This is a genomic window from Brevundimonas sp. Root608 (genome assembly GCF_001427825.1).
In the GTDB taxonomy this organism is placed as follows: domain Bacteria; phylum Pseudomonadota; class Alphaproteobacteria; order Caulobacterales; family Caulobacteraceae; genus Brevundimonas.
Genome location: NZ_LMGT01000009.1, coordinates 104,351 through 130,787, shown reverse-complemented (window position 1 = coordinate 130,787; position 26,437 = coordinate 104,351). Strand labels below are relative to the sequence as shown.

Genomic DNA, 26,437 nt, shown 5'->3' with positions numbered 1-26,437 from the left:
GATCGGGGGACCCCGCGTGAATCAGGACGGACCACAGGCTGAACTGCTGCGCCGCGCCGCCGAGGCCTTGGCGCGTCGTGATCCGCAGTCCGCCCTCGGCCTTCTGGACCAGGCCGACCGGATCGGTCCGACCCACAATGGCGCCCTGAACCGGGCCGTGGCGCTGCGGCTCATCGGTGACTTCCATGGCGCCCTGATGGTGCTCGACGACGCCCTGGCCATGCAGCCCTATGATTTCTCGGCGCTGCTGGCCAAGGCGGCGATGCTGGAAAAGATCGGCAAGGGCCACGCCGCCGTCGACGTCTATCGGAATGCGTTGAAGATCGCCCCGCCCCGCGACCACTGCCCGCCGCCGCTGGCCGCCCAGATGGAGCACGCCGACAGTGTCGTGCGCCGCCACGCCGAGGCCCTGCGCGACCATATGAAGGCCGAGGTCGCCGCCCTGCGCGCCACGGTCGAGCCCGCCGCCCTCGACCGGTTCGACGAGGGGCTGGACATCTACGCGGGGCTGAAGACCGCGCCGAAGCAGGAACCCCTGCTGCTCGACTATCCCCGCCTCCCGGCCATTCCCTTCTACGACCGCGCCCTGTTCCCGTGGCTCGAGACGCTGGAAGCCGCCACCCCGCTCATCCAGGGCGAGCTCGAGGCCCTGCTGGCCTCGTCCTTCGACGAGTTCGCCCCCTATATCGCCTATCCGAAGGGCGCCCCGGTCAATCAGTGGGGCGAGCTGAACCACTCCCGCAAATGGAGCTCGCTCTGGCTGTGGCGGGACGGCGAACGGCAGGACGCGGTCTGCGAACGTTGTCCGCAGACAGCCGCCCTGCTTGAGTCGCTGCCGATGTGCCGTCAGGAGGGGTTCGCCCCGACCGCCGTCTTCTCGGCGCTCCAGCCCCACACCCACATCCCGGCCCACACCGGTTCGTCCAACGTCCGCCTGCTGACCCACCTGCCGCTGATCCTGCCCGGCCCGGCCCGCTTCCGCGTCGGCAACACCGTTCGCGACTGGAAGATGGGTCAGGCCTGGGTGTTCGACGACACCATCGAGCACGAGGCCTGGAACGACGCCGACCAGATGCGGGTGATCCTGATCTTCGACATCTGGAACCCGTGGCTGACCGACGGCGAAAAGACCCTGATCACGGCCATGATGCAGGCCCGACGGAGCTTCACGGCGGAGCGGTAGGGATTAGGGACTAGGGATTAGGGGGCGAAGGCGAGGGATCCCTGGTCCCTGGTCCCTGGTCCCTCGCTCCCGTTAACCCACCGCTCACCACCCCCCACAACCCGATCTTCACCTTGTGGGGCGTAAAAACGTCCCGGAATGAGCCAGTCCCGCTTCAACGAGGACCGGCCGCAACGTGATGATGAAGGGCGCCGCTCCATGGCCAGAACCGTTCTCGTGGTCGATGACGATCCGACCCAGCGCCGCCTCGCCCAGGCCGTGCTGGAGCGGGAAGGCTATGCCGTCATCCACGCCGAATCCGGCGGCGAGGCCATCGACCGCCTGACGAAGGGCGGCGGCGCCGACGTCGTCCTGCTCGACATGGTCATGCCGGGCATGACCGGCATGGAGGCCCTGGCCGAAATCCGCACGGCCGGGGTCACGACGCCCGTCATCGTCCTGACCGCGTCGGGCGGCGTGGACGCCGTGGTCAAGGCCATGCAGGCCGGCGCCCAGGACTTCTTCGTCAAGCCGGTCTCGGCCGAGCGCCTGCTGGTCGGCGTCTCCAACGCCCTGCAGATGACGCGCCTCACCGCCGAGGTCGGCCGTCTGAAGAAGCACGTCACTGGGCGCACCTCCTTCGACGATCTGGTCGGCCAATCCGCGCCCATGCGCATGGTCAAGTCGCTGGGGACCCGCGCCGCCAAATCCTCCATCCCCGTCCTGATCACCGGCGAAAGCGGCGTCGGCAAGGAAGTCATCGCCCGCGCCCTGCACGGCGCCTCGGACCGGTCGGGCAAGCCGTTCGTCGCGGTCAACTGCGGCGCCCTGCCCTCGAACCTGATTGAGTCCATCCTGTTCGGGCACGAGAAGGGGGCCTTCACCGGCGCCCACGACAAACACCCCGGCAAATTCATGGAGGCCAACGGCGGCACCCTGTTCCTCGACGAGATCGGCGAACTGCCGCTGGACATGCAGGTGAAGCTGCTCCGCGCCCTCCAAGAGGGCGAGATCGACCCCGTCGGCGCCAAGCGCTCGGTCAAGGTCGACGTCCGCATCGTCTCGGCCACCAACCGCGACCCGGCCCAGCAGGTGCGCGAGGGCGCCTTCCGCGAGGACCTGTTCTACCGCCTCAACGTCTTCCCGATCGAGGCTCCGTCCCTGCGCGAACGCCGCGAGGACATCCCGGCCCTGGTCGATCACTTCGTCGCCCGCTTCAACATCGAGGAAGGCAAGCGCATCGCCGGCTGCACGGGGGAAACCCTCGCCCTGCTGTGCGCCTTCGACTGGCCGGGCAACGTCCGCCAGCTCGAGAACGCGGTCTATCGCGCGATCGTCCTGGCCGACGCGCCGTTCCTGCAGCCCCACGACTTCCCCGCCATTTCCGGCCGCGCGACGCCGCTCGCCGGCGACGATGAGGCGGATCACCCGGAGGCCGGATCCGGCCCGGCCGACATCGACCTCCCCCCGCTGCCCGACACGCCCATCCGCATCCTCGACGAGCGCGGCCACCTGCGCACCCTGGAGGAGATCGAGCGCGACCTGATCCAGCACGCCATCGAGGTCTACGCCGGCCACATGTCCGAAATCGCCCGCCGCCTCGGCATCGGCCGCTCCACCCTGTACCGCAAGGTGCGCGAGCAAGGCCTGGAGGGCAGCCTCAGGGAGGCCGGCTAGGCCCGGCCAGGGGGGGCCGCAATTCGGCGCCGTCTTGGCAAAGCCCGAAGTCTGACCAAAAGTTCATTGGCCAGCGGTCGCCGGAACCCCGAAGACGAGTGCTCTGCGCCTGACCGCAACCCCCGGTTTCCCCACTGCAACGCGACGGAAACAGAACCGGGCCACGTTGCAGCTTCGTCGTCCTCCCCCGAAGGCCTTTCGCATGCTCCTCGTCACCACCGCCCTGTCCGGACTCATGGCCGGGGCGATCCAGGCCGCGCCCCCGCAGCAAGCCCCGCAGACGCCCGCGGCGACGCCGCCGGCCGCGGCCCGGCCCGCCGCTGCGGACCCCGACGCCTATGACCTCGGCACGGTGGTGACCACGGCGGCGCGCCCTCGCGGCAGCGTCAATTCCGACATCCCGCCCGACGTCACCCTGACCCCCGAGCAGATCCAGGCCTACGGCGCCTCGAACATCGCCGAACTCCTGACCTATCTGGAGCCCCTGACCCGCAGCTCGCGCGGCCGCGCCGACGGCCAGCCCGTGCTGCTGGTCAACGGCCGCCGCATCTCCGGCTTCCAGGAGATCCAGGGCATTCCGACCGAAGCCATCGAGCGCACCGAAATCCTGCCCGAGGAAGTCGCGCTGGAGTACGGCTACCGCGCCGACCAGCGGGTCGTGAACTTCGTTCTCAAGGCCAATTTCCGCTCGGTCTCGGGCGAACTGACCGGCCGCGCCCCGACCCAGGGCGGCCGCACCGTGGCCGAGATCGAGGGCAACGTCCTGCGCATCGCCGGGGCCACCCGCTGGTCGATGGACGCCGAATACGAACGCTCGACCCCGCTGTATGAATCCGAGCGCGACATCGTCCGCGATCCCGGCGCGACTCCGTTCGACCTGATCGGCAATATCTCGGGCCTTCCGTACCGCGGCTCGGGCGTTCCCTGCAGCCCCGCCTCGGGCGCCCCCTGCGACCCCCAGATCGACCCCGCCCTGTCGGTCCTGGTCGGGCGGCCCGTCCTGGTCAATCCGGTCCCCGGAAGCGGCGCGCCCAGTCTGGCCAATTTCGCCCAGGCGGCCGGCGACCCGCGCACCGGCGACCTCGGCGCGTACCGCACCCTGCTGTCCGCCAGCGAGCGCGCCACCGTGCGCGGCACGGTCAAGCGCGACATCAACGGCACGACCCAGGGAACGATCAGCGGCAATCTGCAGAACGTCTCCAGCCGCAGCTTCAACGGCCTGCCCGGCGTGGTCCTGACCCTGCCGGACGGCAATCCCTTCTCGCCCTTCGCCAGCGACGTGCTGGTCTACCGCTACCTCGACGACGCCGACGCCCTCGGCCGCGAGACCGACACCCTCACCGGGCGGATCGCCGGCATTCTCGACGGCTATATCGGAGACGACTGGCGCTGGACCCTGACCGGCTCCTACGACCGCGTCGAGACGGACACCCTGACCGGCCGCGGCTTCGGGACCACGCCCTTCCAGACCCGCCTGACCGCCAACGACGGGGCCGCCAATCCGTTCGGCCCCCTGACCCCCGCCGACTTCACCCGCCTGCCCGACGACACCGCCAACTCCGTGTCCCAGGTGCTCAGCGCCGAGGCGGTGCTGAACGGCGACGTCTTCGACCTGCCGGCCGGCGGCATATCCTCGACCTTCACCTTCGGCGCCGACACCCGCTCGCTGGACTCGACCAGCGTCCGCTCGGGCCTGACCACCGAGCGCTCGCAGTCGCGCGATCGCTTCAACGGCCAGGCCAGCTTCGGCATTCCCATCGCCAGCCGCCGCACCGGCGTCTTCCCGGCGCTGGGCGACCTGTCGGCCAATTTCAACGTCGGCTATGAGGAGCTGTCGGACTTCGGCGGCCTGTCCACCCTCGGCTTCGGCGTCAACTGGTCGCCGATCGAGCCCCTGTCCCTGCTGGTCAGCTACACCGACGAGCACGGCGCGCCCACCATCTCGCAGTTGAACGATCCGACCATCTCGACCCCGAACGCGCCGGTGTTCGACTTCGCCGCCGGCCCCGCCGGCGAGACCGTTCTGGTCACCCGCATCGACGGCGGCAATCCCGACCTGAACTCCGACAACCGCAAGGTCTGGAAGCTGGGCGCCACGCTCAAGCCCTGGTCCGAAACCGACTTCCGCATCCAGTCGACCTGGACCTACAGCCTGACGGAAGACGCCATCGCCGCCTTCCCGACCCTGACCCCCGAGCTCGAGGCCGCCCTGCCTGACCGCTTCAACCGCGACCCGGCCGGCAATCTGGTCTCCTTCGACGCCCGGCCGCTGAATTTCGACCGCTTCGAGCGTCAGGACATCCGCACCGGTTTCAACTACTCCCGCGCCTTCGGCCAGCCCGGTCCCGCCGCCACGCCCCTGCCCGGCATGCCCGGCGGCGCGCGCCCCGCGCCCGGCCTCGGCGCGCCCATGATCATCCGTCAGGGCGGCGACGGCCCCCGCGGCGACGGTCCCCGCGGCGGCCCCGGCGGCGGCGGGCCCCAGATGCGCATGGGCGGCGGCGGGGGTCGCGGCGGCGGCATGCAGCCCGGCCAGGGCCGCTTCAACCTCTCGGTCTATCACACGGTCCGTCTGCAGGATGAGATCGTCATCGCCGACGGCGTGCCCGTGCTCGACCTGCTGGACGGCTCCGCCACCGGCAGCCGCGGCGGCACGCCCCGCAACGAGATCCAGGGCCAGGCCGGCGTCTTCAAGAGCGGCATGGGCGCCTTCCTCAACGCCAACTGGCGCGAGGGCACCCGCGTCGACGGCGGAACCGGCCCCGACCTGGCCTTCTCGGACCTGGCCACGATCAATCTCAACGTCTTCGTCGACCTCGGCGGCCAGGCCGCCTGGGTGGCCAAATACCCGTGGCTGAAGGGTTCGCGCGTCCAGCTCGGCGTGCAGAACATCTTCGACAGCCGTCTGGAGGTCACCTCCAGCGCCGGCGACGCCCCGCTGAACTACCAGCCCGACTACCTCGACCCCCAGGGCCGGACCGTCAGCCTGACCTTCCGCAAGATCCTGTTCTAGGGCGCGCCCACCACAGTCCGTCACCCTCGGGCTTGACCCGGGGGCCGGACCGTCCGGCGCCCATCCGGGGACGGCGGTCTTCAACGGCCCGAGCCATCCCGGCCGCGCCGTGCGGGCCGACATCCGATCCTCGGGTCAAGCCCGAGGATGACGGCCGGGAGGGTGATCAGTCTCCCGGGGAAGCCTTCCGCCCCCACCGCCGCTTCGGCGTCTCGCCCTTCGCCTTGGCGGCGATCTCCTTCAGCTTGCGGCCCTGCATCGCCGACAGGGCCTGGCCCGGCGCGCCCAGTTCCGGGTCGCCGAAGGCGCGGCCGTGGGTCTTCACCCGCTCGCTGACCGAGTCGATGAACTCGCCCTCCCATTCGGACAGCGAAACGCCCGCCTTCTCTGCCGAGCGGCGGGCGCGTCTGAGAGCATTGAGGGCCGCGCGCTGGGCCGCCTTGCGTTCGGCCTCGAACGGACTGGAAGGCGGCTTCTTCGCGCCGCCCCTGCCCCCGCCGAAGCCGGTTCGCTTCAGGGTCAGATCTCGCCGAGCGCCGACAGGTACAGGTCCAGGATCGCGTCCTCTTCCTGGCGCTTGGCCTTGTCCTGCTTCCGTATGCGGATGACCTTGCGCAGGATCTTGACGTCGTAGCCCTCGCCCTTGGCCTCCAGGAAGACCTCCTTCATGTCGGCCATGACGGCGGCCTTGTCCTCTTCCAGACGCTCGATGCGCTCGATGATGGTGCGCAGCCGGCCCTGGGCGGCCGAGGTCAGGACGTCGGGCGAGGAATCGAAGGAAGCGTCGTCGGCCAAGGGAGAACTCCGGATAAAATGCCCTCAAACAGGCCTGGGGCCGACAGGGCGAAAAGAATATGAGGGACGCTAACCACGCCCGGGCGCGCGACTCAACGATGCCTGGGGACGGACGCGAAAAAGGCTGCGGACAAGTCCGCAGCCCTGAAACTTTCGAACCGCGCTGTGGCGCGCGGAAGACCTTTTAGCCCTGCTTCGCCTTGAAGCGCGGGTCGGTCTTGTTGATCACGTACACAACACCCTTGCGGCGCACGACCTTGCAGTCGCGGTGGCGGGTCTTGAGCGACTTGAGCGAGCTGCGGACCTTCATGGTCGTCGTCCTGAGGCAAAGCAAAACAGAAAAGCCGCGGGAAGAACCTGCGGCGGAGCGGTGCGTATAGAGAGGCTTCCCGGAATCGTCAACCGCCGACTGAGGTGACTTTGCCCACGGTTGCGGCAGACTGCGACCCGGACGCCCGGCATGGAGAGGATCGTGACCGACGACCACCGAATCTACCGGATGAGCTTCGCCAGCGTCTATCCCCACTACATCGCCAAGGCGGAAAGGAAGGGACGCACGAAGGAGGAGGTCGACCAGATCATCCGCTGGCTCACGGGCTTCACCCGGGAAGCGTTCGAGGCCCAACTGGCGAAGAAGTCGGACATCCGGACCTTCTTCGCCGAGGCGCCGAGTTTGAACCCGGCGCGGTCCCTGATCACCGGCCTGATCTGCGGCATCCGCGTCGAGACCATCGAACAGCCGCTGATGCGCGAGATCCGCTACCTCGACAAACTCATCGACGAGCTGGCCAGGGGCAAGGCGATGGAGAAAATCCTGAGGCGCTAGATCTCGCACGCGAACCAGGGGATGGCGCCGCTATTGCAGCAACGCTTCCCGCCTCGCGCACTTGTTATGACGGGGCGGCCGCCGGGGACTCTACAGCTACATCATGCGTATCAGCCTTCGACTCATTCTCATCGCCTCCGTCGCCGCCTGCGCCCCCATGCTGCCGGAGGCGCCGCCCGTGCGGCCGACCCCGGCGCCGGCGCCCGTCCGTCCCTCCGCGCCCACGCCGGCCGCGCCGACGCCCGCGCCCGCGGACCAGGCCGGGTTCGAAGGCTGGAAACAGGGCTTCCTGGCCCGCCACGGCGGCGTCCGCCGCGACGCCTACGCCCGCGAGCTGGCCGGCCTGACTCCCGACCCCTCCGTCATCCGCCTTGACGGCAACCAGCCCGAGTTCAGCCGGCCCGCCGGCGCCTATATCCAGTCCGCCGTCTCCGCCACCCGCATCGCCCAGGGCCGCCAGCGCACCGACCGCGTGCCGTGGGACGTTGTTCAGCGGTTCGGCGTCCCGGCCGAGATTCTCGTCTCCATCTGGGGCAATGAGAGCAGCTTCGGCGCCGTCCAGGGCGACTATGACGTCATCCGCTCGCTGGCCACCCTCGCCTTCGACGGCCGCCGCCGCGACTGGGCCGAGGCCCAGCTGAAGGACGCGCTGGACATCGTCGTCGACGGCCGCCGCGACCGGGCGGGGCTGAAGGGCAGCTGGGCCGGCGCCATGGGCCAGACCCAGTTCATGCCCGACAACTATCTGCGCCTCGGCGTCGACCAGAGCGGCGACGGCAAGGTCGACATCTGGGGCTCGGACGCCGATTCCCTCGCCTCCGCCGCCAATCTGCTGGCCCAGGCCGGCTGGAAGCGCGGCCAGGCCTGGGGCTATGAGGTCGTCCTGCCCTCCGGTTTCGACTACGCCGAGGCCGAGGGGCCCCGCCACGACTGGCGCTACTGGGCGGGGCGGGGCGTCACCCTGGCCCGCGGCGGCGCCCCGACCGACGCCGAGGCGCTGGAAGAGGCGACCATTCTCCTGCCACAGGGCGCGCGCGGTCCGGCCTTCCTGGCCCTGCCCAACCACTATGTGATCCGCCGCTACAACAACTCGGTCTCCTACGCCCTTGCCATCGGCCTGACCGCCGACGGCATCGCCGGCAAGCCCGGTCTGGTGGCGACCTGGCCCGACGACGCCCCCCTGTCCCGCGACCAGCGCATTGGCGCCCAGCGGGCCCTGACCGCCCTCGGCTACGACACCCAGGGCGTCGACGGCGTCATCGGCGCCAACACCCGCGCCGCCCTGCGCCGCTGGCAGATCGCCACGGGCCGTCTGGCCGACGGCTATCTGACGGCCGACCTGGCCGATGAGCTGATCCGCCGGGCAGACTAAGGTGGGCCCTTCCCCCATTTCGGGGGAAGGTGGCTCGCGAAGCGAGACAGATGGGGGCTGCCGGTTGCGGGCGCCCTTCGATGATCGTTGCGCCGGAACGAGCCCCCATCCGAGCGGCTTCGCCGCCCACCTTCCCCGAAATGGGGGAAGGATCACGAATCTATAGTCGGATTGGCGAGAAAATATCCCGCCCCTTCAATTGCTTACGCTTTTCCCAAACGGAATTGTCAGCACCCCTGAAAACCCCCTCATAATCTTGTCCATCCCGTCGGTGGGGAGGGCGTCGGATCCACGTTCCTCGATGTCGGCGGGCTGTGGTCGAGCGATGAAGCCCGGGGGCGCTTACGCCGGGGGTCCTTGAGGACGTCGATGGATGGCGTCCGCCTGCTCGCCGCGCGCTTCTTGTGCGGGACCTCTGCGGCGCTTGATGTTTCCGCACGTCTCCCCCCGTCCGGGACCGCAAGGAACCGTCCGGGCGTCGGCAAGGCCCAAACAGGGCCGGCGGCCGGCACGCGCGTGGAAAACGACGACGCGGGGCGGCTGTCTCGTCGAAACGGTAAAACACACAAGCACCGGGCGAGCCCGGTCGCCCCGCGCCCTCCCCAGCTTTGGCGGCCCTTCGCCAGAGCGCGTCGACCCATGCCTGATGGAAAGGAAACCCGTGCCCCGCTGCAAATCACCCCGGCTGACCGATCGCGACGTCATCCGCGCGCTGCAACTCATCCGCCTGGAGGGCCTGCCGACCGGCGAATACGAGCCCATGTCGAACCGCGAGGAAATGTATCTGCGCATCGTCCGCGCCGGCCATCCGGTCGATATCGAGGACTTCGTCCTCTCCAGGCCCCTGTTCCAGCTGGAAGCCGCTGAACGCCGCGCCAACGAGGAAGACGAGGCCGCCTCTGTATCCACATGATCGTTGTTTACCCGCTCCGCCTTCGCTAACCCGGACCAGACCCCTGCCGGAGCCGTCCATGTCCCGTTCGTCCGATCGTTTCGAAGGCACTTCCAACTACATCGCCACCGACGACCTGAAGATCGCGGTCAACGCCGCCGTGGCCCTCGAACGCCCGCTGCTGATCAAGGGCGAGCCCGGCACCGGCAAGACCGTCCTGGCCTATGAGATCGCGCGCGCCATGAACGCGCCCCTCATCACCTGGCACATCAAGTCAACGACCAAGGCCCACAACGGCCTGTACGAATACGACGCCGTCTCGCGCCTGCGCGACAGCCAGCTGGGCGAGGAACGCGTCCACGACGTCCGCAACTACCTCAAGCCCGGCAAGCTGTGGGAGGCCTTCACCGCCCCCGAACGCCCCGTCCTGCTGATCGACGAGATCGACAAGGCCGACATCGAGTTTCCCAACGACCTTCTGCAGGAACTCGACCGCATGGAATTCTACGTCCAGGAGACGGATGAGACGATCCGCGCCGAGGTCCGCCCCGTCGTCATCATCACCTCCAACAACGAGAAGGAACTGCCCGACGCCTTCCTGCGCCGCTGCTTCTTCCACTACATCCGCTTCCCCGACGACGCGACGATGCGGGCCATCGTCGAGGTCCATTTCCCCGGCATCAAGCCGCGCCTCGTCTCGGAAGCGCTGAAGACCTTCTACGAAATCCGCGACACGCCGGGCCTGAAGAAGAAGCCCTCGACATCGGAACTGCTCGACTGGCTCAAGCTGCTGCTGGTCGACGACATCGACCCCGAAACCCTGCGCGAAAAGTCGCCCAACAAGCTGATCCCGCCCCTGCACGGCGCCCTGCTGAAGAACGAGCAGGACGTCCACCTGTTCGAACGCCTCGCCTTCCTCAGCCGTCGCGAAGGCGCGCGGCCCGGCGGCTGAACACATCAGGGGACCGGTTTGAACACCCGCCTTACCGCGATTTCACTGGATTATCGGCCCGGCCCGCTCAGGATGAGACCACGTAAAGGACTCCCGACGATGACCCTTCGTCCCTTTCTCATCCCGACCGTCTGCGCCTTCGCCGCGCTGACGTCCGCCTGCGACGGCGACTCCGTGCGCATCTCCTCGACCCGCACCGAGAACAATGACGCCAAGGGCGTGCTCAAGGTCGTCGACGCCCTGCAATGCCCCCAGACCATGGGCTCCCTGACCCGCAAGGGCTCGGCCCAGGACGGCGGCAAGGTCTGCACCTATGTCGGACCCAAGGGCGCCGAGGTCAGCCTGCATCTCGTCAGCCTGGACGGGACAAATCCCGCCGATGCCCTGAAGGCCTTCGAAACCCGCCTGTCGGGCTCGCTGCCCGCCGCCGCCGCCGAGCTCCGGGCCTCGGCCGACGCCGAAAAGGCCCGCGTCCGCGCCGATGCCGCCCAGGCCGCCGCCGATACGGCCGCCGTGGCCGCCGACGCCGCCGCGGGCGCGGCGGACCAGGCCGCCGCCCAGGCCGATCGCGCCGCCGGCGCCGCCGACCGCGCCTCCGTCCGGGCGCCGGGCGTCAGGATCGAAGCCGCCGGCGACGACGCCTCCGTTCGCCTTCCGGGCATGCACATCGAGACCCGGGGCGATCAGGCCAGCGTCCGCATCGGCGGCTTCCACATCAACGCCAGCGACAGCGACGGCGCGACCCGCGTCACCGGTTCCTCGCCGGCGGGCGGCGGAAGCGGCGACAGCGTCAGCGTCAACGCCCTGAACAACGCCGCCGAAATCCGCACCAGCGCCAGCGGCGAGGCCACCCGCGCCAGCTGGATCCTGACCGACAGCCGCGACTCGGAATCGGGCTGGCGCCTGGTCGGCTATGAGGCCCGGGGCCCGGTCGGCGGGCCTCTGGTTGTCGCCGCGGTCCGCTCCAGGGACACCAACCGCAACCGCGCCTTCGAGGACGCCAAGGACCTGGTCACCCTCAACGTCGGCGAATAAGCGGCCCGGCGGCCCGGCTTCGCCCTTGATCGCATCGCCCCGATGCGTCACCAACCCTGCCCACGACAGCAGGATCAGACCTTGGCCGTAAAGCCCCGCCCTTCCGCGAAACCGCCGCGCGCCTGGCAGCGCATGCTGTCCGGCCGCCGCCTTGACCTGCTCGACCCCTCGCCCTTCGACATCGAGATCGAGGACATCGCCCACGGCCTGGCCCGCGTCGCCCGCTGGAACGGCCAGACCGTCGGCGAACACGCCTTCTCCGTCGCCCAGCACTCCTGCGTCGTCGAGGAGATCGCCGCCCACATCAAGCCGGGCCTCGAACCGAAATGGCGGCTCGCCGCCCTGCTCCATGACGCCTCGGAATACGTCATCGGCGACATGATCTCGCCCTTCAAGGCCGCGCTGGGCGTCAACTACAAGGCCTTCGAGGCCCGGCTGGAGGGCGCCATCCACCTCCGCTTCGGCCTCCCGCCGAAGAATCCGGTCGAGATCAAGACCCTGATCAAGAAGGCCGACGTCGCCTGCGCCTATTTCGAAGCCACCCAGCTGGCGGGCTTCAGCAGGAAGGAGGGCCTGACCCTGTTCGGAGCCCCGCCGGCCGGCTACGACCTGGTCATCGACCCCCTGCCCGCCCCCGTGGCCCAGCAACGCTACCTCGAACGCTATCGCGTCCTCGCCGAGGCCACCGGCGTCGTCCCCGCCCCCGACGCCTGGCATACGGAATAGCCATGGCGGGTCCGGACGAACAGGGCGTCCGCATCGGCCTCTCGGCCGTCGTCATCGCGCTCCGCGACCGCAAGGCCTGCGTCCTGACCACCACCGGCGAGGACGGCGCCGCCGCCCTGCCCTTCGGCCCGTTCGACCCGGCCCGTGACCGCACCTTCGAACGGGCCCTGCGCGACTTTGTCACCGCCCAGACCGGCTTCAGCCTCGGCTTCGTCGAACAGCTCTACACCTTCGGCGACCTGGGCCGGGCCAGCCCCCGCGCCACCCCCGGTCCCGAACGTCGCCGCGAGGTCTCGGTCGGCTATCTGGCCCTCACCGCCGATGCCGCCGACGCGCCCCAGGCCGAGGCCCGCTGGACCCCCGTGCTCGAAATCTTCCCCTGGGAAGACCGCCGCGACGGCGCGCCCGCCTGCGTCGCCCCCCTTATCGCCGGGCTGACCGCCTGGGCCGGGGCTGATCCCCGGCGCCTGGCCCGCATCGAAACCCTCTTCGCCACCACCCCCGCCCACCGCTGGAACGAGGGTCAGGTCCTAGACCGCTACGAACTGCTCTACGAGGCCGGACTGGTCGCCGAGGCCGCCCGCGATCAGGAACGCCCGCCCCTTCCCGGCGCCCCCGGCCGCGCCATGGCCTCGGACCACCGCCGGATCCTCGCCACCGGCCTGGGCCGCCTGCGCAGCAAGCTGAAATACCGCCCCGTCCTCTTCGACCTCATGCCCCCCGCCTTCACCCTGTCCGAGCTCCAGATCGCGGCCGAGGCCGTCGCCGGCCTGTCCCTGCACAAGCAGAACTTCCGCCGCGGCGTCGAACGCACCGGCCTGGTCGAGCCCACGGGCCGCCTTTCCGCGGCGACCGGCGGCCGCCCTGCCGAACTTTTCCGCGTCATCGACGGCGACCTTTCGACCGGCGAGGCCCTCGGCCTGCCGCTGCCCGCGCAGCGCTGACGCGATTTCTCAACCGCCCGCTTGCGGCGCGGCCCGGTCCCCATTAGAGAAGCCGCTCGCTCGACCAAGCGTCCTACGGCCCCGCGGAGAGGTGGCAGAGTGGTCGAATGTACCGCACTCGAAATGCGGCGTGCCTTTGCGGGCACCGTGGGTTCGAATCCCACCCTCTCCGCCACCGGCCCCAATCGCAACGCGCCGCTCGAGCGGCCGGTCGCCCCGGGGCCGAATCCGGTATCTTGACGTCCTTCATGCCGCGCCAGCATAAGGGCCGCCCGTCGGGACGGCGGCCGGCTTAGCTCAGTTGGTAGAGCGCCAGTTTTGTAAACTGGATGTCGCGGGTTCGATTCCTGCAGCCGGCACCATCGCCCCGGGTCAGCCGCCGCCCAGGGCGACCGTGATCCGGTAGACGACGAAGGCGGCCAGATAGGCCAGGCCGAACATGTAGGCCACCATGACCCACATCCATTTCCACGAGTTCAGCTCGCGCTTGACTACGCCCAGGGTGGCCACGCACTGGGGCGCGAAGACATACCAGGCGAGGAAGGCGAGACCCGTCGCCAGCGACCACTGCGCCGCCAGGGTGGCGCCCAGCAGGCTGGTGGCGCTCTCCGGATCGGCCACGGCGTAGACGGTGCCGAGGGCCGCCACGGCGACCTCCCGCGCGGCCATGCCGGGCACAAGGGCGATGACCATCTGCCAGTTGAAGCCGATCGGCGCGAAGATCGGCTCCAGCGCGTGGCCGATCATGCCGGCGAAGCTGTAGTCGATGGCCGGCCCCGTCGCGCCCTCCGGCGGATAGGGGAAGGTCGCCAGGGCCCAGACCACGACCATCAGCGGCAGGATGATCCGCCCCGCCCGCTCCAGGAAGATGCGCGCCCGGATCCACAGGTTGAACAGCACGCTCTTCATGTCGGGGACCTTGTACGCCGGCAGCTCCATCATGAAGGGCTCGACCGCCCCCCTCCAGAACACCTTCCGGATCACGAACGAGACCGCGAGCGCGCTGATGATGCCCGAGGCGTACAGGCCGAACATCACCAGTCCCTGCAGGCTGGCGAAGCCCCAGACCTGCCGGTTCGGGATGAAGGCGGCGATGATCAGCGTGTAGACCGGGATGCGCGCCGAACAGGTCATCAGGGGTGCGACCATGATGGTGGTCAGGCGGTCGCGCTTCGAGTCGATCACCCGCGCCGCCATGATGCCCGGAATGGCGCAGGCGAAACTGGAGAGCAGGGGGATGAAGGCGCGGCCGTGCAGGCCCGCTCCTCCCATGATCCGGTCCATCAGGAAGGCCGCCCGGGCCATGTAGCCGAAATCTTCGAGCAGGATGATGAACAGGAACAGGATCAGGATCTGCGGCAGGAAGACCAGAACACTGCCGACGCCCGAGATCAGGCCGTCGACGATCAGGCTCTGCCAGATCCCGTCAGGGATCGCCGTCGCGACCACGGCGCCCAGCGCCGCCAGCGCACCCTCGATGCCGTCCATCAACGGCGTGGCCCAGGCGAAGACGGCCTGGAACATGACGAACAGCAAGGCGAGCAGGATCACGAGGCCGCCGACCGGATGCAGCAGGACCGAGTCGATCCGGCCGGTCAGGGTGTCCGGCCGTTCGGGCGGACGGACGCAGGCCTTCATGATCCGCTCGGCCTCGCGCGCCGCGCAGCGCAGGGCGTCCGCGTCGGGCGCCGCCCAGGCGTTGGCGGCGATCTGCGGCGCGGCGTCCACCACCCCCGCGACGGCGGCGATCAGTTCGTCGACGCCGCGCTTGCGGGTGGCGACCGTAGTGACGGTCGGGACAGCCAGCTCGGCGGACAGCCGGTCCAGGTCGATTCGCAGGCCCTGACGCTGGGCGATGTCGTACATGTTCAGCGCCAGCACCATCGGGCGGCCGACCGCCTTCAGCTCCAGCACCAGGCGCAGGATAAGACGCAGATTGGTCGCGTCGGCGACGCAGACGATCACGTCCGGCGGGGTCTCGCCGGCCAGACGGCCGAGGACAGCATCGCGCGTGACCTCCTCGTCGGGGCTGCGGGCGCGCAAGGAGTAGGTGCCCGGCAGGTCGAGGACAGACAGGGCGCGGCCGTCCGGCGCGCGGATCAGTCCTTCCTTCCGCTCCACGGTGACGCCGGCGTAGTTGGCGACCTTCTGGTGCGCTCCGGTCAGGGCGTTGAACAGGGCGGTCTTGCCGCTGTTGGGATTGCCGACGAGCGCGACCCGCGCGCTCCGTACCGCCATATCCATCAGGCGGCGGCCTCTTCCGGAAGAAAGGCCGCTTCCGTGACGGCGACCGTTTCGAATCGGACTGTCAGGCTCGCGGCCTCGTGCCGGCGGAGGGCCACGCGCATGTCGTCCACCTTCATCGCGATGGGATCACGGCCGAACAGGCCTTCGTGCAAAAGTTCGACCCGCGCGCCTTCGACGAAGCCAAGCTCGAGCAGCCGGCGCTCCAGCTCCAGACCGTGCTCGTCCGCGGGGCCGTGACCGCCGACCTGGACAATCACGCCGCGATCGCCTCGCCGGGCCTGACTCAGTTTGAGGATATCCGACATCACGCTCGCAACCATGGCCGCGGCTTTCCGCGCCTGTTGACAGTGATTATCAGGTGCGACTGGCTGTCGTCCAGTCCGACGTAACGCCGCACCGGTTGCCGGGCGTCGAGGTTCGGCTATCAAGGGCGGATGTCACCGGAAACCCCCATGACCCGCCTCGTTCTGACCGCGCTCGCCACGCTCGCCCTTGCCGGTTGCGGCGAGGAGGAAACAAGCCCGGCGAAGGCCCCGGCACACCCCGCGCCGACGGCGGCGGAAAAGGCGGCCCTGCTGGCCGCCCTGCCCGCGCCCTATCATCAGGCCGATCTGGAGAATGGCCGCCGCGTCTTCGCCCGCTGCCGCTCATGCCACACCGTCGCCGAGGGCGGACCGAACATGACGGGCCCGAATCTGTACGGCGTTTTCGGGCGGCCTGCGGGGAGTCAGCCGAAATACAACTATTCCACCGCGGTGAGGAACGCCGGTTTCGTCTGGGACGCCGAGCGTCTGGATCACTGGCTGGAAAATCCGCGCACCTTCCTGCGCGGAACCAAGATGAGCTTCCCGGGCATACCCGACGCGACCGACCGTCGGGACGTGATCGCGTATCTGAAGGTCGAGACCGGCTACACGCCACCGGCTGCCTGACTACTCCGCCGCGGCCGGCACGGCGTCGTTGGCGGTGGCCTCGGTGGCTTCCCATTCCTCGATCTTGCGGGCGGTGTATTCGGGCGATTTGGTGAAGCGCGCCAGCACGCCGTAGATCACCGGGACCACGAACAGGGTCAGCAGGGTCGCGAACATCGCGCCGGCGAAGATGACCACGCCGATGGTCTGTCGACTGCCCGCGCCCGCGCCCTGCCACAGCACCAGCGGCAGGGCGCCGAAGGCCGTGGCGATCGAGGTCATGATGATGGGCCGCAGGCGCAGGGTCGAGGATTCGATGATCGCGTCATGGATCGACCGGCCCTGATCGCGCAGCTGGTTGGCGAATTCGACGATCAGGATGCCGTTCTTGGCCGCCACGCCGATCAGGATGATCAGACCGATCTGCGAGTAGATGTTCAGGCTCGAGCCCGCCATCATCAGGCCGAACAGGCCGCCGGCCGCGGCCAGGGGCACGGTCAGCATGATGACCGCCGGCGTGATCCAGCTTTCGAACTGCGCCGCAAGCACCAGGAAGACCAGCAGCAGGGCCAGGCCGAAGGCCGCCGCGACCGCGCCGCCCGCCTCCTGCTGGTCGCGCGCGGCGCCGCCCCACTGGGTGGTGACGACGCCCTGCGGCTGTTCGCGCGACACCCGGGTCATGAATTCCGTGGCGTCGGCCAGGGTCGTGCCGGGGTTGAGGTCGGCGGAGATCGAAATGGCCCGCTGACGGTCCAGCCGCCGCCGGTCCGGCGTATCGCCCGACGTCTGGGTCGTGACCACGGCGGACAGTGGCACCAGTTGCCCCGAGCCGGTGGCGACATACAGGGCTTCCAGATCGCCCACGCTGCGCCGGTCGTCCCTCTGGGTCTGCAGGATGACGTCGTATTCCTGCCCACCGCGCAGATAGGTGGTGGCCCGGCGTGAGCCGAACATGGTCTCCAGCGTGCGGCCGACCGCCTGGGACGACACGCCGAGCGCGGCCGCCTTTTCCGGGTCGACGTCGACCAGCAGGCGCGGCGCGTTGGGCTCATAGTTCAGACGCGGCCGCGAGAAGCCGGGATTGTCCAGCGACGCCGCCAGGACGGGCTGAAGCCAGTTGTAGATGTCCTCGTATTCGGCGCCCGTGACGACCATTTCGATCGAGTTGGAGTTGCCGCCGCCGCGCTGGAAGGCGCCGGGAACCGAGGCGTTGACCTGGGCGTCGGTCTGGCCGCGCAGCTTGCCATTCAGTTCCTGGGCGATCTCGTCGGCGGCCCGGTCGCGTTCCGACCAGTCGCTGAGGATCAGGCTGCCGTTACCCGAGTTGAAACTGCCGCCGCCGAAGCCGGGGGCGGAAATCAGATAGCTGTCCGCCTCGCCGCTGGCCTTGTATTCGGCGAGGATGGGCTCGATCCCCATCATGATCCTGCGGGTGTAGTCGAAGCCGGCGCCCTCGGGCCCCTGGACCCGGATCTGCACGCGGCCGCGGTCTTCCGCCGGAACCAGTTCGTTGGGCAGGGCGAAGAACATGGCCGCCGCGCCGCCGGCCACCCCGAGAACCAGGACCGCCACGCCGACGACCGCAATCCGCTTGCCCAGCAAGGCCTGAAGCGAATTCTGGTAGGAATTCCGCAGCGCCTCCATGGCGCGATCGACCTTTCGCGCCAGCCAGCCTCCGCCCGAAGCCGGCTTCAGAATGCGCGAGGCCAGCATGGGCGACAATGTCAGGGCCAGGAAGGCCGAGAAGGCCACGGCCGCCGCGATCGCCGCGGCCAGCTCCACGAACAGCCGCCCGACATAGCCCGGCAGGAACAGCAGCGGCGCGAACACGGCCAGCAGAACGATGGTCGTCGCCACGACGGCGAAGAACACCTGCCGCGTGCCCCGTTCGGCGGCCACCAGCGGCGGCTCGCCATGGTCCAGGCGGCGCTGGATGTTCTCGGTCACGACGATGGCGTCGTCCACCACCAGGCCGATGGCCAACACCAGCGCCAGCAAGGTCAGAAGGTTCAGGGAGAAGCCCAGCGGGGCCAGGACGATGAAGGTCGACAGCAGACAGATCGGCGCCACGATCGACGGAATGAAGGCCGCCCGCATGCTGCCCAGAAATATGAAGTTCACCAGCGCCACGAGCGCCAGCGAAATGCCGATGGTGATCCAGACCTCGTCGATGGCGTGCGAGGTGAAGACCGAGTTGTCGGAGCCGACGACCAGTTCGGCGCCCTGCGGCAGGCTGGGGCGGACCTGCTCCAGCATCTCCTCGACGCCCCTGGAGATGGCCAGGTCGTTGGACTGGGCCTGACGGGTGACGGCCAGACCGATCTGGTCCTGTCCATTGCCGCGGAACAGGCGGCGATCTTCGGCCGGAGCCTCCTCGATGCGGGCGATGTCGCCCAGTCGGGTGACATAGGCGGACTGGCCCTGGATGGCGCCCGAAGCGCCGCTGGGCAGGGCCGTCGCGCTCGAGGCCGCGCCGGTCTGGGCGGTCGCGGCGCCGCCGGAGCCGCGCGTGCCGATGGGCAGCTGGCGGAAGTCCTCGGCGCGGGCGTAGGTGCGGGCGACGCGGACGGTGTAATCCTTCTGGCCAGACTCCAGCTGGCCCGCCGGCAGTTCGACGTTCTGGGTCGTGAGGGCCGTTTCGACATCGTTGACGGTCAGACCCCGCGCGGCCAGGGCGGCGGCGTCCAGCCAGATGCGCATGGCATAGCGCTGCTCGCCGTAGATCTGGACCTGGGCCACCCCCGGCACGGTCGCCAGGCGGTCGATCAGATAGCGGTCGGCATAGTCCGTCAGCTCCAGTCGATTCATGGTCGTGGAGCGAAGGAACAGGATCATGATGGGCTGGCTGTCGGTGTCGGCCTTGGACACCTCGGGCGGCTGGGCCTGATCCGGCAGGCGCCCGACGACACGCGACACCCGGTCGCGCACATCATTGGCTGCGTCGTCGATATTGCGGTCCAGCGAGAACTCGATCGAGACGTTGGATCGACCGTCGCGGCTGGACGAGTTAATCCGCTCCACGCCCTGGATGCCGGCGATCTGCTGCTCGATGGGCTCGGTGATCCGGCTTTCGATCACCTCCGCGGAGGCGCCGGCGTAGCTGGTGCTGACCGAGACGATGGGCGGGTCCACATCCGGCAGCTCGCGTACCGGCAGGAAGAAGAAGGCCGCGGCCCCGATCACGCACAGCACGATGGCGGCCACCGCCGCGAAGACCGGGCGGCGGACGGCGAGATCGGACAGCATCATCGGGCGGCGCCCCTTGCGGAAGCGGCGCCGGCCGGACGACGTCCGCCCTGGCCGGCGACGCTGACCGGCGCGCCCGGCTGGATGCGATTCAGCCCCGAGCCGACGATCCGATCACCGACGTTCAGCCCGGACACGATCTCCACGAATCCGCCTTCGACCGAGCCCGTCTCGACCTCGACCCGCTGGGCGGTCGAGCCCTTGTCGCCTTTGGCGATGCGATAGACGAAGGCCCCGTCGCCTTCGTACTGCACGGCCGCCTCGGGCGCCGCCGGCGCGGTGCGCTGGCCTTGCTGGACGGCGACCCGGACCGCCATGCCGGGACGGATGCGTCCGCCGGGATTGGGAATTTCGGCCCGGGCCGTGACGGCGCGGGTCTGTTCGTTGATGCGGGTGTCGATCAGGGCGATGCGTCCAGTGAAGACCTGGTTGGCATAGGCGTCGATCGTCGCCGTGATCGGCGTCCCGGCCCGCAGCACGCCCAGGTACCGCTCCGGCACCGGGAAATCGACGCGGACGACATCGATGTCGTCCAGTGTCGTGATGATCCCGCCCGGATTGACCAGCGTGCCCGCCGTGACAGAGCTGAGACCCAGGACACCGGCGAACGGCGCCCGGATCAGCCGGTCGCCGCGGCGCGCCTGGGCGGCGTTCAGCGAGGCCCGGGCCGTGGCCAGCGATGTTTCGGCGTCCTCGGCCGTCACGCGCGGGGCGATGCCGCGGTCGGCCAGAGCCTTGTAGCGGTCGTACTGCCGCTGGGCCTGGGCCACCTGGGCCCGAGCCTCGATGATGCCGGCGTCCTCTTCGCGCGCCTGCAGTTCGACGAGGGGCGCGCCCGCCGCGACCCTCTGGCCGTCGGTGAAAAGGACGCGGGTGATCAGTTCGCTGGTGGAGGAGGTGATGTTGACCGACCGGCGGCCGCGCGCCACGCCCAGGACCCGGATTTCGTCGGTGAAGGAGCGCGCGCCGACCACCGCCTCGGACACCGTCTGTCCGCGCCCGCCACCGGGCCCGCCCCGGCCGCCGGGACCCCCGCCCGCCTTCTCGTCGCCGGCGAAGGCCATGCGCAGGATGACCGCCACGACCATCAGGCCCAGCAGGACGGCGGCGGCGGCGAGGAAGAAGTGGCGTTTGATCACGCGGAGGGCTCTCTGGCGATGGGACGAGCCGACTTAGCGGCTGACGCCGTCGACGCAACTAGAGTCCCTGTAACGGCTGCTGTTTGCGTTTCCGTCGCCGCGAGCCGCGCCGGAATGTCGCGGTCAGAACCGGCGCCACAGGGCGATGACCGGTCCACCGCTTTCGGGCGTCTCGCGGCCGGCGATCGCCTGACGCCATCCGGCCTGCAGACTCCAGTCGCCCAGATCGCGGACCACCGAGGCCTCGACCGACAGCCAGCGGGGGCCGGCGTCGTCGGCCTGTCCCCCATAGGCCTGGGCCAGCACCATCCAGTCGTCACCGAAATGCGCGCCGGCCGTGGCGTCGACCCGGGTCTCGTCCGGCAGCCCCTGACGCATGCGGCGGGCGGCCTGCAGTTCGACAAACCCGCCGCTGGAACCCCAGCGCCCGCCCGATCCGCCGAACGACCGCCCGACCGAGGCCCGCAGCTCCCAGTCGCTGTCGCCCTGCCCCGGGGCGGCGTAGCCGGCGTTTCGACCCTCGCCGCCGTCCGCATAGCCCGCGTAGAGGCTGACGGCGGCGCGGTCGTCGCGCCAGGCCTGCCAGGTGACGCCGATCTCGAGCGGACCGCGGCCTTCATAGTCGATGAAGGCGTCCTCGCCCGATTGCCAGTCGCCCTTGAACTGTACCGTCAACCGGTCCGTGACGCCGTATTCGGCGAACAGGCTGAAGGCCGAGTCGCGGCGTTCGGCCGGCAGGTCGGCGAGGGAGCCGTCCATGTCGAAGCCGCGGTCGGCTCGCATATCCTCGTATTTGACGATCACCTGCCCTTGCCCACCGGGCTGGGTCCAGGGGCCCGCCTCGGCGGTCCCCGCGCACGCGAGAGCCGCCAGTCCGAACAGCAGCCCCCCGGCCGGTCTCAAGCGTCGTAGCCCGGGGATTTCCGGTCCAGCATCCGCAGCGCGCCGGGCCAGGCCAGGGCGGAGACGAAGCCGATCCCCCTGCCCTGCTCCTTTGTCTCGGCCTGGGCGGCATCGGGCGCGAACAGCACATGCTCCCGCCCGCCCGACAGCGCCGCCACCTGCTGGGCGCACGCGCGCTCGAGGAAGAACATGCCGATCCAGGCCTGTGCCGCCGTCTGGCCGACCGCGAGGGTGCCGTGATTGCGCAGCAGCATCAGCGGCCTGTCGCCGAGATCCGCCACCAGCCGCTCACGCTCCTCCAGGTTCAGGGCCAGCCCCTCATAGCCGTGATAGGCGACCTGGTGCTGCAGCAGGCAGGCGTTCTGGCCGATCGGCAAGAGGCCCTCCTGCTGCGCCGCCACGCCGACGCCCGCCACGGTGTGCAGATGGATGACGAAATGCGCGTCCTCCCGCGCCGCATGGATGGCGGAGTGGATGGTGAAGCCGGCCGGATTGATGAAGCTGGTCGTCTCCTGAACGATGTTCCCGTCCAGATCGACCTTCACCAGTGACGAGGCGGTCATCTCCTCGAAATACCAGCCATACGGGTTGATCAGGAAATGGCGCTCGGGCCCGGGGACGCGCGCCGAGATGTGTGTGAATATCATGTCGTCCCAGCCGTGCAGGGCGACGAGCCGGTAAAGCGCCGCCAGCTCGACGCGGGCGTTCCACTCCGCCTCTGACACCCTCGACTTGAGCGTTGCTGTCGCGCCGTCGGCCATGATCGCTTTCCCTGTGGTGGCGCACGCTCGCGCCGGGCGACGCCGACGTCAAGATTCAGCTTCCGTTAACCGCCTCTTAGCCCCGTCGTCCCAGGATGGGTCACGTCGAATCCCGTCGGTTCATCGGAGACGTCCGTGGTCCTCGTTCAACTGGTCCCCCCCGTCCGCTCCGAGGCCGCCCTTCCTCGGGCCAGCGAGCTACTGAACCTGGCTCGCAACAGCACTCCGGATGCGCGGCAACGACTTCTGCTGGGCGTCGTGGCCCTGTGCGACGCCAGTCCGCCCTCGGGCGAACTCTCGCCCGTTCTGGGTGAAATCTTCCTGACCCTCGCTCGCCAGGCCGAGCGGGAGGTGCGCAAGGTCCTGTCCGAGAAGCTGGCGCATGCCGACTGGGCGCCCGCGGCGCTGGTGAACGTCCTCGCGCTGGACGAGATAGAAATCGCCCGCCCCATTCTCGCGGCAAGTCCCATTCTGCAGGACGACGACCTGCTGCGCGTGATGATCGAGTCGTCGCTGGAGCACAAGATCGCGATCGCGCGCCGTCCGCAGATCAGCGGGCGGGTCGCGGACGCGGTGATCGAGCGCGGCGAGCCGGCGGTGCTGACCGCCTTGGCCACCAACCGGACGGCCGAGCTGAGCGCCGACGGCATTCGCCGGCTGGTCGACCATTCGCGCCGTATCGCCGCCCTCCGGGCGCCGCTGACGCGCCATCCGCGCCTGACCGAGGAGCTGGCGGAGCAGATGTACCATTGGGTCGGCACGGCGCTGCGGCAGTCGATCTCCGCCCGCTTCAATGTCGATGAAAAGGCGCTGGGCGCCGCGGTCTACGACGCTGTCGAAGGCGTGATCCGCCACGCGCGCGCGGACGACGTCCTCCCGCAGGACGATCCCGACCGGGACGAGATGGAACGGCGGCTGATCGACAAATTGCAGTCCGCGGGACAGTTGCGGGCCGGCTTCCTCATCCGCGCCGTCCGCGAGAAGCGTTTGAGCCTGTTCGTCCATGGCCTGGCCGCCCTGGGCGGTTTCGCGGCCGGGGATATCCGCGGGGCGCTGATCGCCCCGACGCCGGAAGCCCTCTACTACGCATGCGCGGCCGTCGGCATCGACCGCGCCGTGTTCCCGACCCTGCTGGCCGAGTTGCGCAAGCTCAACCAGTCCCTGCCGGGCGACAGGGGCGACGCGGTCTGGCTGCGCGGCGCCCTGTCCGCCAACTCCGCGGCACGCGCGTTCCGCGTGCTGGTCGCCGATAGTCACCGCGCACTCAAAGCCGCCGTTTGACTTCGCCGGCCGGCTCGGCTTGCGTGGGCGGGTGAGCGAACTCCCCGATCCGGACCTGCGCCTGGCCTTCGTGGCCTCGGACCGACCCGAGGCGCAGGCCGCCCGGGAACGGCTGGCGTCCCTCTATGGCTCCGTCGAGCCCGACCAGGCCGAGGTCATCGTCGCCCTGGGCGGCGACGGCTTCATGCTGGAAACCCTGCATACGGTCATGGACCGGCGCATCCCCGTGTTCGGGATGAACCGGGGATCCGTCGGTTTCCTGATGAACGACTATGGCGAGGAAGGGCTGCGGGAACGACTGGCGGGCGCCGGGCGGGCGGTGATCCACCCCCTGCAAATGGACGCCTGGACCGAAGCCGGCCAGGTCCACAGCGGGCTGGCCATCAACGAGGTTTCCCTGCTTCGACAGACCCGTCAGAGCGCCAAGCTGCGCATCAGCGTCGACGGTCGCGTGCGCCTGGAGGAGCTGTCCTGCGACGGCTGCCTGCTGTCCACGGCGGCCGGATCGACGGCCTATAACCTTTCGGCGCACGGCCCGATTATCCCGCTGGATTCGCGGGTGCTGGCCCTGACTCCCATCAGCGCCTTCCGCCCGCGTCGGTGGCGGGGGGCCCTGCTCCCGCATCAGGCCAAGGTCTGTTTCGAGGTGCTGGAGGCGGACAAGAGGCCGGTCAGCGCCACCGCCGACAGTTTCGAGGTCCGCCGCGTCGCGCGCGTCGAGGTCCGGGAACGCCGCGATATCGCCCTGACCATGTTGTTCGACGCCGGACGATCGTTCGAGGAGCGGGTGCTGGCCGAACAATTCGCCTCCTGAGGCCGTGCACGGTTTTTTAGGGACAGAGGCCCAGACTGCCGCCAATCCACTTCAGGAGTCCGCCGTGAGCAACCCGGCCCAGGTCATTCGTCCGCCGAACACCCTTCGCATGAAGGTCGGCGGAGCCTTTGGCGGAATCGACGCCGGGGCCATCGCCAAGGCGGAAGCCGCTCTCAAGGCCATGTCGTCCCAGTTCGGCCAGTGGCTGCAGGACGAGATCGTCAAGCTGGACAGCGCCCAGGCCGACATCCGCCGTGAAGGCTACAACCCCCAGACCGCCGAGGCGCTGTATTTCCGCGCCCACGACCTGAAGGGCCTTGGCACGACCTATCAGTATCCGCTGGTGACCCGTCTGGCGGGCTCGCTTTGCCGGATGATGGACGACCCGGTCAAACGCATGGCCGCCCCGGTCGTCATCCTTGACGCCCACATCGACGCCATCAAGGCTGTCGTGCGCGACCAGATCCAGACCGACGACCACCCGGTCGGCCGGGTCCTGGCCGAAACCCTCGAAGCCCGCGTCGCCGAACACCTGGGCTGACCGGCCCGTTCCGGCCGAAGTCAACGCCCGCCTGACCGGCGGGCGTTCTGCCGTCAGGCGGCGGCGGTGAGCCGGGCCTTGGCGGGCAGCGGATCGTGGTCCAGCCGCTCCATCAGATAGGCCAGATCCTCTCGCGGCGCGTTCGGCCGCTGGGTCAGGAACCGTTCCAGCATCCGGTGACGGAAGTCGTCGCCCGACGTATCCACCCCCTCGGCCTGAAGCTGGCGCCAGGTGTCGACCCCGGCGCGGAAAGCCTGAAACAGACGCGGCGGCAGGCCTGCGCGATCATAGACGGCCTTGAGACCGAGCGGGCCGGCGTCATGGATCATCAGCGATGCGCGAGCCAGCGGGGTTCCGGCGAGTTCGGCCACGCCGTGCTCGAACAGGGTCATCTGCCCCCGGGCCAGCGCGCGAAGCAGCAGCGACGGGGTCAGGGTGCGGCGGGCGTTCAGACTGGCCACGAACAGCGGCAGGTCCGCATGGCTCGCCGCCTGATCGACCAGATCGACCGTGGCCCGCTCACGCGCGAAGGCGGAAAGGCGGATCGCCGTCTCCGGCGCGACGGCATGGCGGGTGACCAGGTGTTCCCGCACCGCGTCGGAGGCCAGCTCGACCAGTCGCTCGGTCACCGTCAACGGCAGCACCTGACGCCAGGCGATGGCCGCCACGATCTCGGGCGAGGCCCCAAACCGGTCGATGCAGCGCCCCAGGGCGGCTTCGGCCACATCGGCGTTGTCGTTCGCCGCCAGTGCCCGCACGGCCTGTTCGCAGCCCACTTCAGCCACCGCCCCGGCCACGTCCCGGCCGACCTTCGGACGGCTGGCGACAGCCACCTGCCGGACGGCCGACCCGGCCCGTACGATCTCGATCAGGTCCTCGTCGGTGAAGACGGGCGAAAAATTGATCATCGGCAGGGCCACGCTGTCCACGTCGGCCGCCATGCGCCGCGCCACATCGCGGGGAATCAGGTCCGAGGCCTTCAGCGTCACCGCCATGGCCCGGCGGACCAGTTCGGCCGCGTCCTGGGACAGCATGCGCAGGATCTTCTGCGCCGCCGCCCGGTCGTCCTCGCCGAGGGGGGCCTTGTCCATGCTGCGGCACAGCTTGTGGGCCGCAGCCGCGCGCTCGTCCTCATCGGTCGCCTTGATCAGGCGATGGATGTCGATTTCGGTCAGACGGGCGCGATAGGCGGTCATGGGC

24 protein-coding genes and 2 tRNA genes are annotated in these 26,437 nt (G+C 69.5%); 16 read left to right on the top strand and 10 right to left on the bottom strand.

The annotated features are described in order from the left end of the window. Nucleotides 1-16: 16 nt before the first annotated feature. The 3 genes from ASD59_RS12855 (at nt 17) to ASD59_RS14385 (ending at nt 5,852) form a co-directional block, all read left to right on the top strand. Nucleotides 17-1,183 (top strand): aspartyl/asparaginyl beta-hydroxylase domain-containing protein, encoded by a 1,167-nt coding sequence (locus tag ASD59_RS12855; protein WP_235561823.1) that lies wholly within the window; start codon nt 17-19, stop codon nt 1,181-1,183. Nucleotides 1,184-1,381: 198 nt separating this feature from the next. Next, nucleotides 1,382-2,839: a sigma-54-dependent transcriptional regulator gene (locus ASD59_RS12850; RefSeq protein WP_055832292.1), complete on the top strand. Its 1,458-nt coding sequence runs from the start codon at nt 1,382-1,384 to the stop codon at nt 2,837-2,839. Between the two features lie 202 nt (nt 2,840-3,041). Next, nucleotides 3,042-5,852 (top strand): Plug domain-containing protein, encoded by a 2,811-nt coding sequence (locus ASD59_RS14385; RefSeq protein WP_055832290.1) that lies wholly within the window; start codon nt 3,042-3,044, stop codon nt 5,850-5,852. Between the two features lie 166 nt (nt 5,853-6,018). On the opposite strand, the gene ASD59_RS12840 is transcribed toward ASD59_RS14385, so the two are convergent. From ASD59_RS12840 to ykgO, 3 genes are all read right to left on the bottom strand, one after another. Further along, nucleotides 6,019-6,369 carry a hypothetical protein gene (locus tag ASD59_RS12840; RefSeq protein ID WP_156377036.1) on the bottom strand — a complete coding sequence of 117 codons (351 nt, stop codon included), beginning with the start codon at nt 6,367-6,369 and terminating at the stop codon, nt 6,019-6,021. 2 nt (nt 6,370-6,371) lie between these two features. Next, nucleotides 6,372-6,647: a DUF2312 domain-containing protein gene (locus ASD59_RS12835; protein ID WP_055832288.1), complete on the bottom strand. Its 276-nt coding sequence runs from the start codon at nt 6,645-6,647 to the stop codon at nt 6,372-6,374. Nucleotides 6,648-6,831: 184 nt separating this feature from the next. After that, entirely contained in the window at nt 6,832-6,957 is a 126-nt protein-coding gene (gene ykgO, locus ASD59_RS12830; RefSeq protein WP_055832286.1) for a type B 50S ribosomal protein L36, read from the bottom strand. A 189-nt stretch (nt 6,958-7,146) separates the two neighbouring features. Here ykgO and ASD59_RS12825 point away from each other — a divergent pair, with 189 nt between their 5' ends. From ASD59_RS12825 to ASD59_RS12785, 9 genes are all read left to right on the top strand, one after another. Next, on the top strand, nt 7,147-7,473 hold the full coding sequence (locus ASD59_RS12825) for a DUF2200 domain-containing protein (protein ID WP_235561824.1): 327 nt from the start codon (nt 7,147-7,149) through the stop codon (nt 7,471-7,473). Nucleotides 7,474-7,576: 103 nt separating this feature from the next. Beyond that, on the top strand, nt 7,577-8,845 hold the full coding sequence (locus ASD59_RS12820) for a lytic murein transglycosylase (protein ID WP_055832282.1): 1,269 nt from the start codon (nt 7,577-7,579) through the stop codon (nt 8,843-8,845). A 661-nt stretch (nt 8,846-9,506) separates the two neighbouring features. Further along, nucleotides 9,507-9,758: a hypothetical protein gene (locus ASD59_RS12815; protein WP_055832281.1), complete on the top strand. Its 252-nt coding sequence runs from the start codon at nt 9,507-9,509 to the stop codon at nt 9,756-9,758. A 58-nt stretch (nt 9,759-9,816) separates the two neighbouring features. Next, nucleotides 9,817-10,689, top strand: coding sequence for an AAA family ATPase (locus tag ASD59_RS12810; protein WP_055832278.1), 873 nt, complete (start codon nt 9,817-9,819; stop codon nt 10,687-10,689). A 99-nt stretch (nt 10,690-10,788) separates the two neighbouring features. Continuing rightward, complete coding sequence (locus ASD59_RS12805; protein ID WP_055832276.1) at nt 10,789-11,724, top strand: hypothetical protein; 936 nt, start codon at nt 10,789-10,791, stop codon at nt 11,722-11,724. A 132-nt stretch (nt 11,725-11,856) separates the two neighbouring features. Beyond that, nucleotides 11,857-12,450, top strand: coding sequence for a YfbR-like 5'-deoxynucleotidase (locus tag ASD59_RS12800; RefSeq protein ID WP_055832274.1), 594 nt, complete (start codon nt 11,857-11,859; stop codon nt 12,448-12,450). A 2-nt stretch (nt 12,451-12,452) separates the two neighbouring features. Beyond that, nucleotides 12,453-13,394 carry an NUDIX hydrolase gene (locus ASD59_RS12795; protein ID WP_055832271.1) on the top strand — a complete coding sequence of 314 codons (942 nt, stop codon included), beginning with the start codon at nt 12,453-12,455 and terminating at the stop codon, nt 13,392-13,394. A gap of 85 nt (nt 13,395-13,479) precedes the next feature. Next, nucleotides 13,480-13,569 (top strand) — tRNA-Ser (locus tag ASD59_RS12790). Nucleotides 13,570-13,680: 111 nt separating this feature from the next. Further along, nucleotides 13,681-13,756, top strand: a tRNA-Thr gene (locus tag ASD59_RS12785). A gap of 10 nt (nt 13,757-13,766) precedes the next feature. On the opposite strand, the gene feoB is transcribed toward ASD59_RS12785, so the two are convergent. Then, on the bottom strand, nt 13,767-15,638 hold the full coding sequence (feoB, locus tag ASD59_RS12780; RefSeq protein ID WP_055832269.1) for a ferrous iron transporter B: 1,872 nt from the start codon (nt 15,636-15,638) through the stop codon (nt 13,767-13,769). Next, on the bottom strand, nt 15,638-15,946 hold the full coding sequence (locus tag ASD59_RS12775) for a FeoA family protein (RefSeq protein ID WP_055832333.1): 309 nt from the start codon (nt 15,944-15,946) through the stop codon (nt 15,638-15,640). The genes feoB and ASD59_RS12775 overlap by 1 nt, the downstream gene beginning before the upstream one ends. 147 nt (nt 15,947-16,093) lie before the next feature. Here ASD59_RS12775 and ASD59_RS12770 point away from each other — a divergent pair, with 147 nt between their 5' ends. After that, nucleotides 16,094-16,573 carry a c-type cytochrome gene (locus tag ASD59_RS12770; RefSeq protein ID WP_055832267.1) on the top strand — a complete coding sequence of 160 codons (480 nt, stop codon included), beginning with the start codon at nt 16,094-16,096 and terminating at the stop codon, nt 16,571-16,573. Here the strand turns inward: ASD59_RS12770 and ASD59_RS12765 are convergent, their stop codons facing one another. The 4 genes from ASD59_RS12765 to ASD59_RS12750 all read right to left on the bottom strand — a co-directional run bounded on the left by ASD59_RS12765 (nt 16,574) and on the right by ASD59_RS12750 (nt 22,601). After that, nucleotides 16,574-19,798, bottom strand: coding sequence for an efflux RND transporter permease subunit (locus ASD59_RS12765; protein ID WP_055832265.1), 3,225 nt, complete (start codon nt 19,796-19,798; stop codon nt 16,574-16,576). It lies immediately after the preceding gene. After that, on the bottom strand, nt 19,798-20,937 hold the full coding sequence (locus tag ASD59_RS12760) for an efflux RND transporter periplasmic adaptor subunit (RefSeq protein ID WP_055832264.1): 1,140 nt from the start codon (nt 20,935-20,937) through the stop codon (nt 19,798-19,800). The genes ASD59_RS12765 and ASD59_RS12760 overlap by 1 nt, the downstream gene beginning before the upstream one ends. A gap of 123 nt (nt 20,938-21,060) precedes the next feature. Beyond that, nucleotides 21,061-21,840 carry a hypothetical protein gene (locus ASD59_RS12755; protein ID WP_235561822.1) on the bottom strand — a complete coding sequence of 260 codons (780 nt, stop codon included), beginning with the start codon at nt 21,838-21,840 and terminating at the stop codon, nt 21,061-21,063. Continuing rightward, the gene (locus ASD59_RS12750) at nt 21,837-22,601 is read right to left on the bottom strand and encodes a class II aldolase/adducin family protein (protein ID WP_055832262.1); all 765 of its coding nucleotides are present in this window, start codon (nt 22,599-22,601) and stop codon (nt 21,837-21,839) included. Before ASD59_RS12750 ends, ASD59_RS12755 begins: the two co-directional genes overlap by 4 nt. Before the next feature lie 135 nt (nt 22,602-22,736). Here ASD59_RS12750 and ASD59_RS12745 point away from each other — a divergent pair, with 135 nt between their 5' ends. From ASD59_RS12745 to ASD59_RS12735, 3 genes are all read left to right on the top strand, one after another. Next, entirely contained in the window at nt 22,737-23,882 is a 1,146-nt protein-coding gene (locus ASD59_RS12745) for a DUF2336 domain-containing protein (RefSeq protein WP_055832260.1), read from the top strand. Between the two features lie 31 nt (nt 23,883-23,913). After that, complete coding sequence (locus ASD59_RS12740) at nt 23,914-24,696, top strand: NAD kinase (RefSeq protein ID WP_055832258.1); 783 nt, start codon at nt 23,914-23,916, stop codon at nt 24,694-24,696. A gap of 64 nt (nt 24,697-24,760) precedes the next feature. Next, a complete protein-coding gene (locus ASD59_RS12735) occupies nt 24,761-25,237 on the top strand; it encodes an Hpt domain-containing protein (RefSeq protein ID WP_156377029.1) in 477 nt (158 codons plus the stop codon). A 53-nt stretch (nt 25,238-25,290) separates the two neighbouring features. Here the strand turns inward: ASD59_RS12735 and ASD59_RS12730 are convergent, their stop codons facing one another. Next, nucleotides 25,291-26,433, bottom strand: a complete 1,143-nt coding sequence (locus ASD59_RS12730; RefSeq protein WP_055832256.1) for a DUF2336 domain-containing protein — start codon at nt 26,431-26,433, stop codon at nt 25,291-25,293. Nucleotides 26,434-26,437 lie beyond the last annotated feature (4 nt).

Bases quoted from the DNA above. Each gene is read 5' to 3' on its own strand.
- ASD59_RS12850 (WP_055832292.1), top strand. From the start codon at position 1,382: ATGGCCAGAACCGTTCTCGTGGTCGATGACGATCCGACCCAGCGCCGC.
- ASD59_RS14385 (WP_055832290.1), top strand. From the start codon at position 3,042: ATGCTCCTCGTCACCACCGCCCTGTCCGGACTCATGGCCGGGGCGATC.
- ykgO (WP_055832286.1), bottom strand. From the start codon at position 6,957: ATGAAGGTCCGCAGCTCGCTCAAGTCGCTCAAGACCCGCCACCGCGAC.
- ASD59_RS12825 (WP_235561824.1), top strand. From the start codon at position 7,147: ATGAGCTTCGCCAGCGTCTATCCCCACTACATCGCCAAGGCGGAAAGG.
- ASD59_RS12820 (WP_055832282.1), top strand. From the start codon at position 7,577: ATGCGTATCAGCCTTCGACTCATTCTCATCGCCTCCGTCGCCGCCTGC.
- ASD59_RS12810 (WP_055832278.1), top strand. From the start codon at position 9,817: ATGTCCCGTTCGTCCGATCGTTTCGAAGGCACTTCCAACTACATCGCC.
- ASD59_RS12805 (WP_055832276.1), top strand. From the start codon at position 10,789: ATGACCCTTCGTCCCTTTCTCATCCCGACCGTCTGCGCCTTCGCCGCG.
- ASD59_RS12800 (WP_055832274.1), top strand. From the start codon at position 11,857: ATGCTGTCCGGCCGCCGCCTTGACCTGCTCGACCCCTCGCCCTTCGAC.
- ASD59_RS12795 (WP_055832271.1), top strand. From the start codon at position 12,453: ATGGCGGGTCCGGACGAACAGGGCGTCCGCATCGGCCTCTCGGCCGTC.
- feoB (WP_055832269.1), bottom strand. From the start codon at position 15,638: ATGGATATGGCGGTACGGAGCGCGCGGGTCGCGCTCGTCGGCAATCCC.
- ASD59_RS12775 (WP_055832333.1), bottom strand. From the start codon at position 15,946: ATGTCGGATATCCTCAAACTGAGTCAGGCCCGGCGAGGCGATCGCGGC.
- ASD59_RS12770 (WP_055832267.1), top strand. From the start codon at position 16,094: ATGACCCGCCTCGTTCTGACCGCGCTCGCCACGCTCGCCCTTGCCGGT.
- ASD59_RS12765 (WP_055832265.1), bottom strand. From the start codon at position 19,798: ATGCTGTCCGATCTCGCCGTCCGCCGCCCGGTCTTCGCGGCGGTGGCC.
- ASD59_RS12750 (WP_055832262.1), bottom strand. From the start codon at position 22,601: ATGGCCGACGGCGCGACAGCAACGCTCAAGTCGAGGGTGTCAGAGGCG.
- ASD59_RS12730 (WP_055832256.1), bottom strand. From the start codon at position 26,433: ATGACCGCCTATCGCGCCCGTCTGACCGAAATCGACATCCATCGCCTG.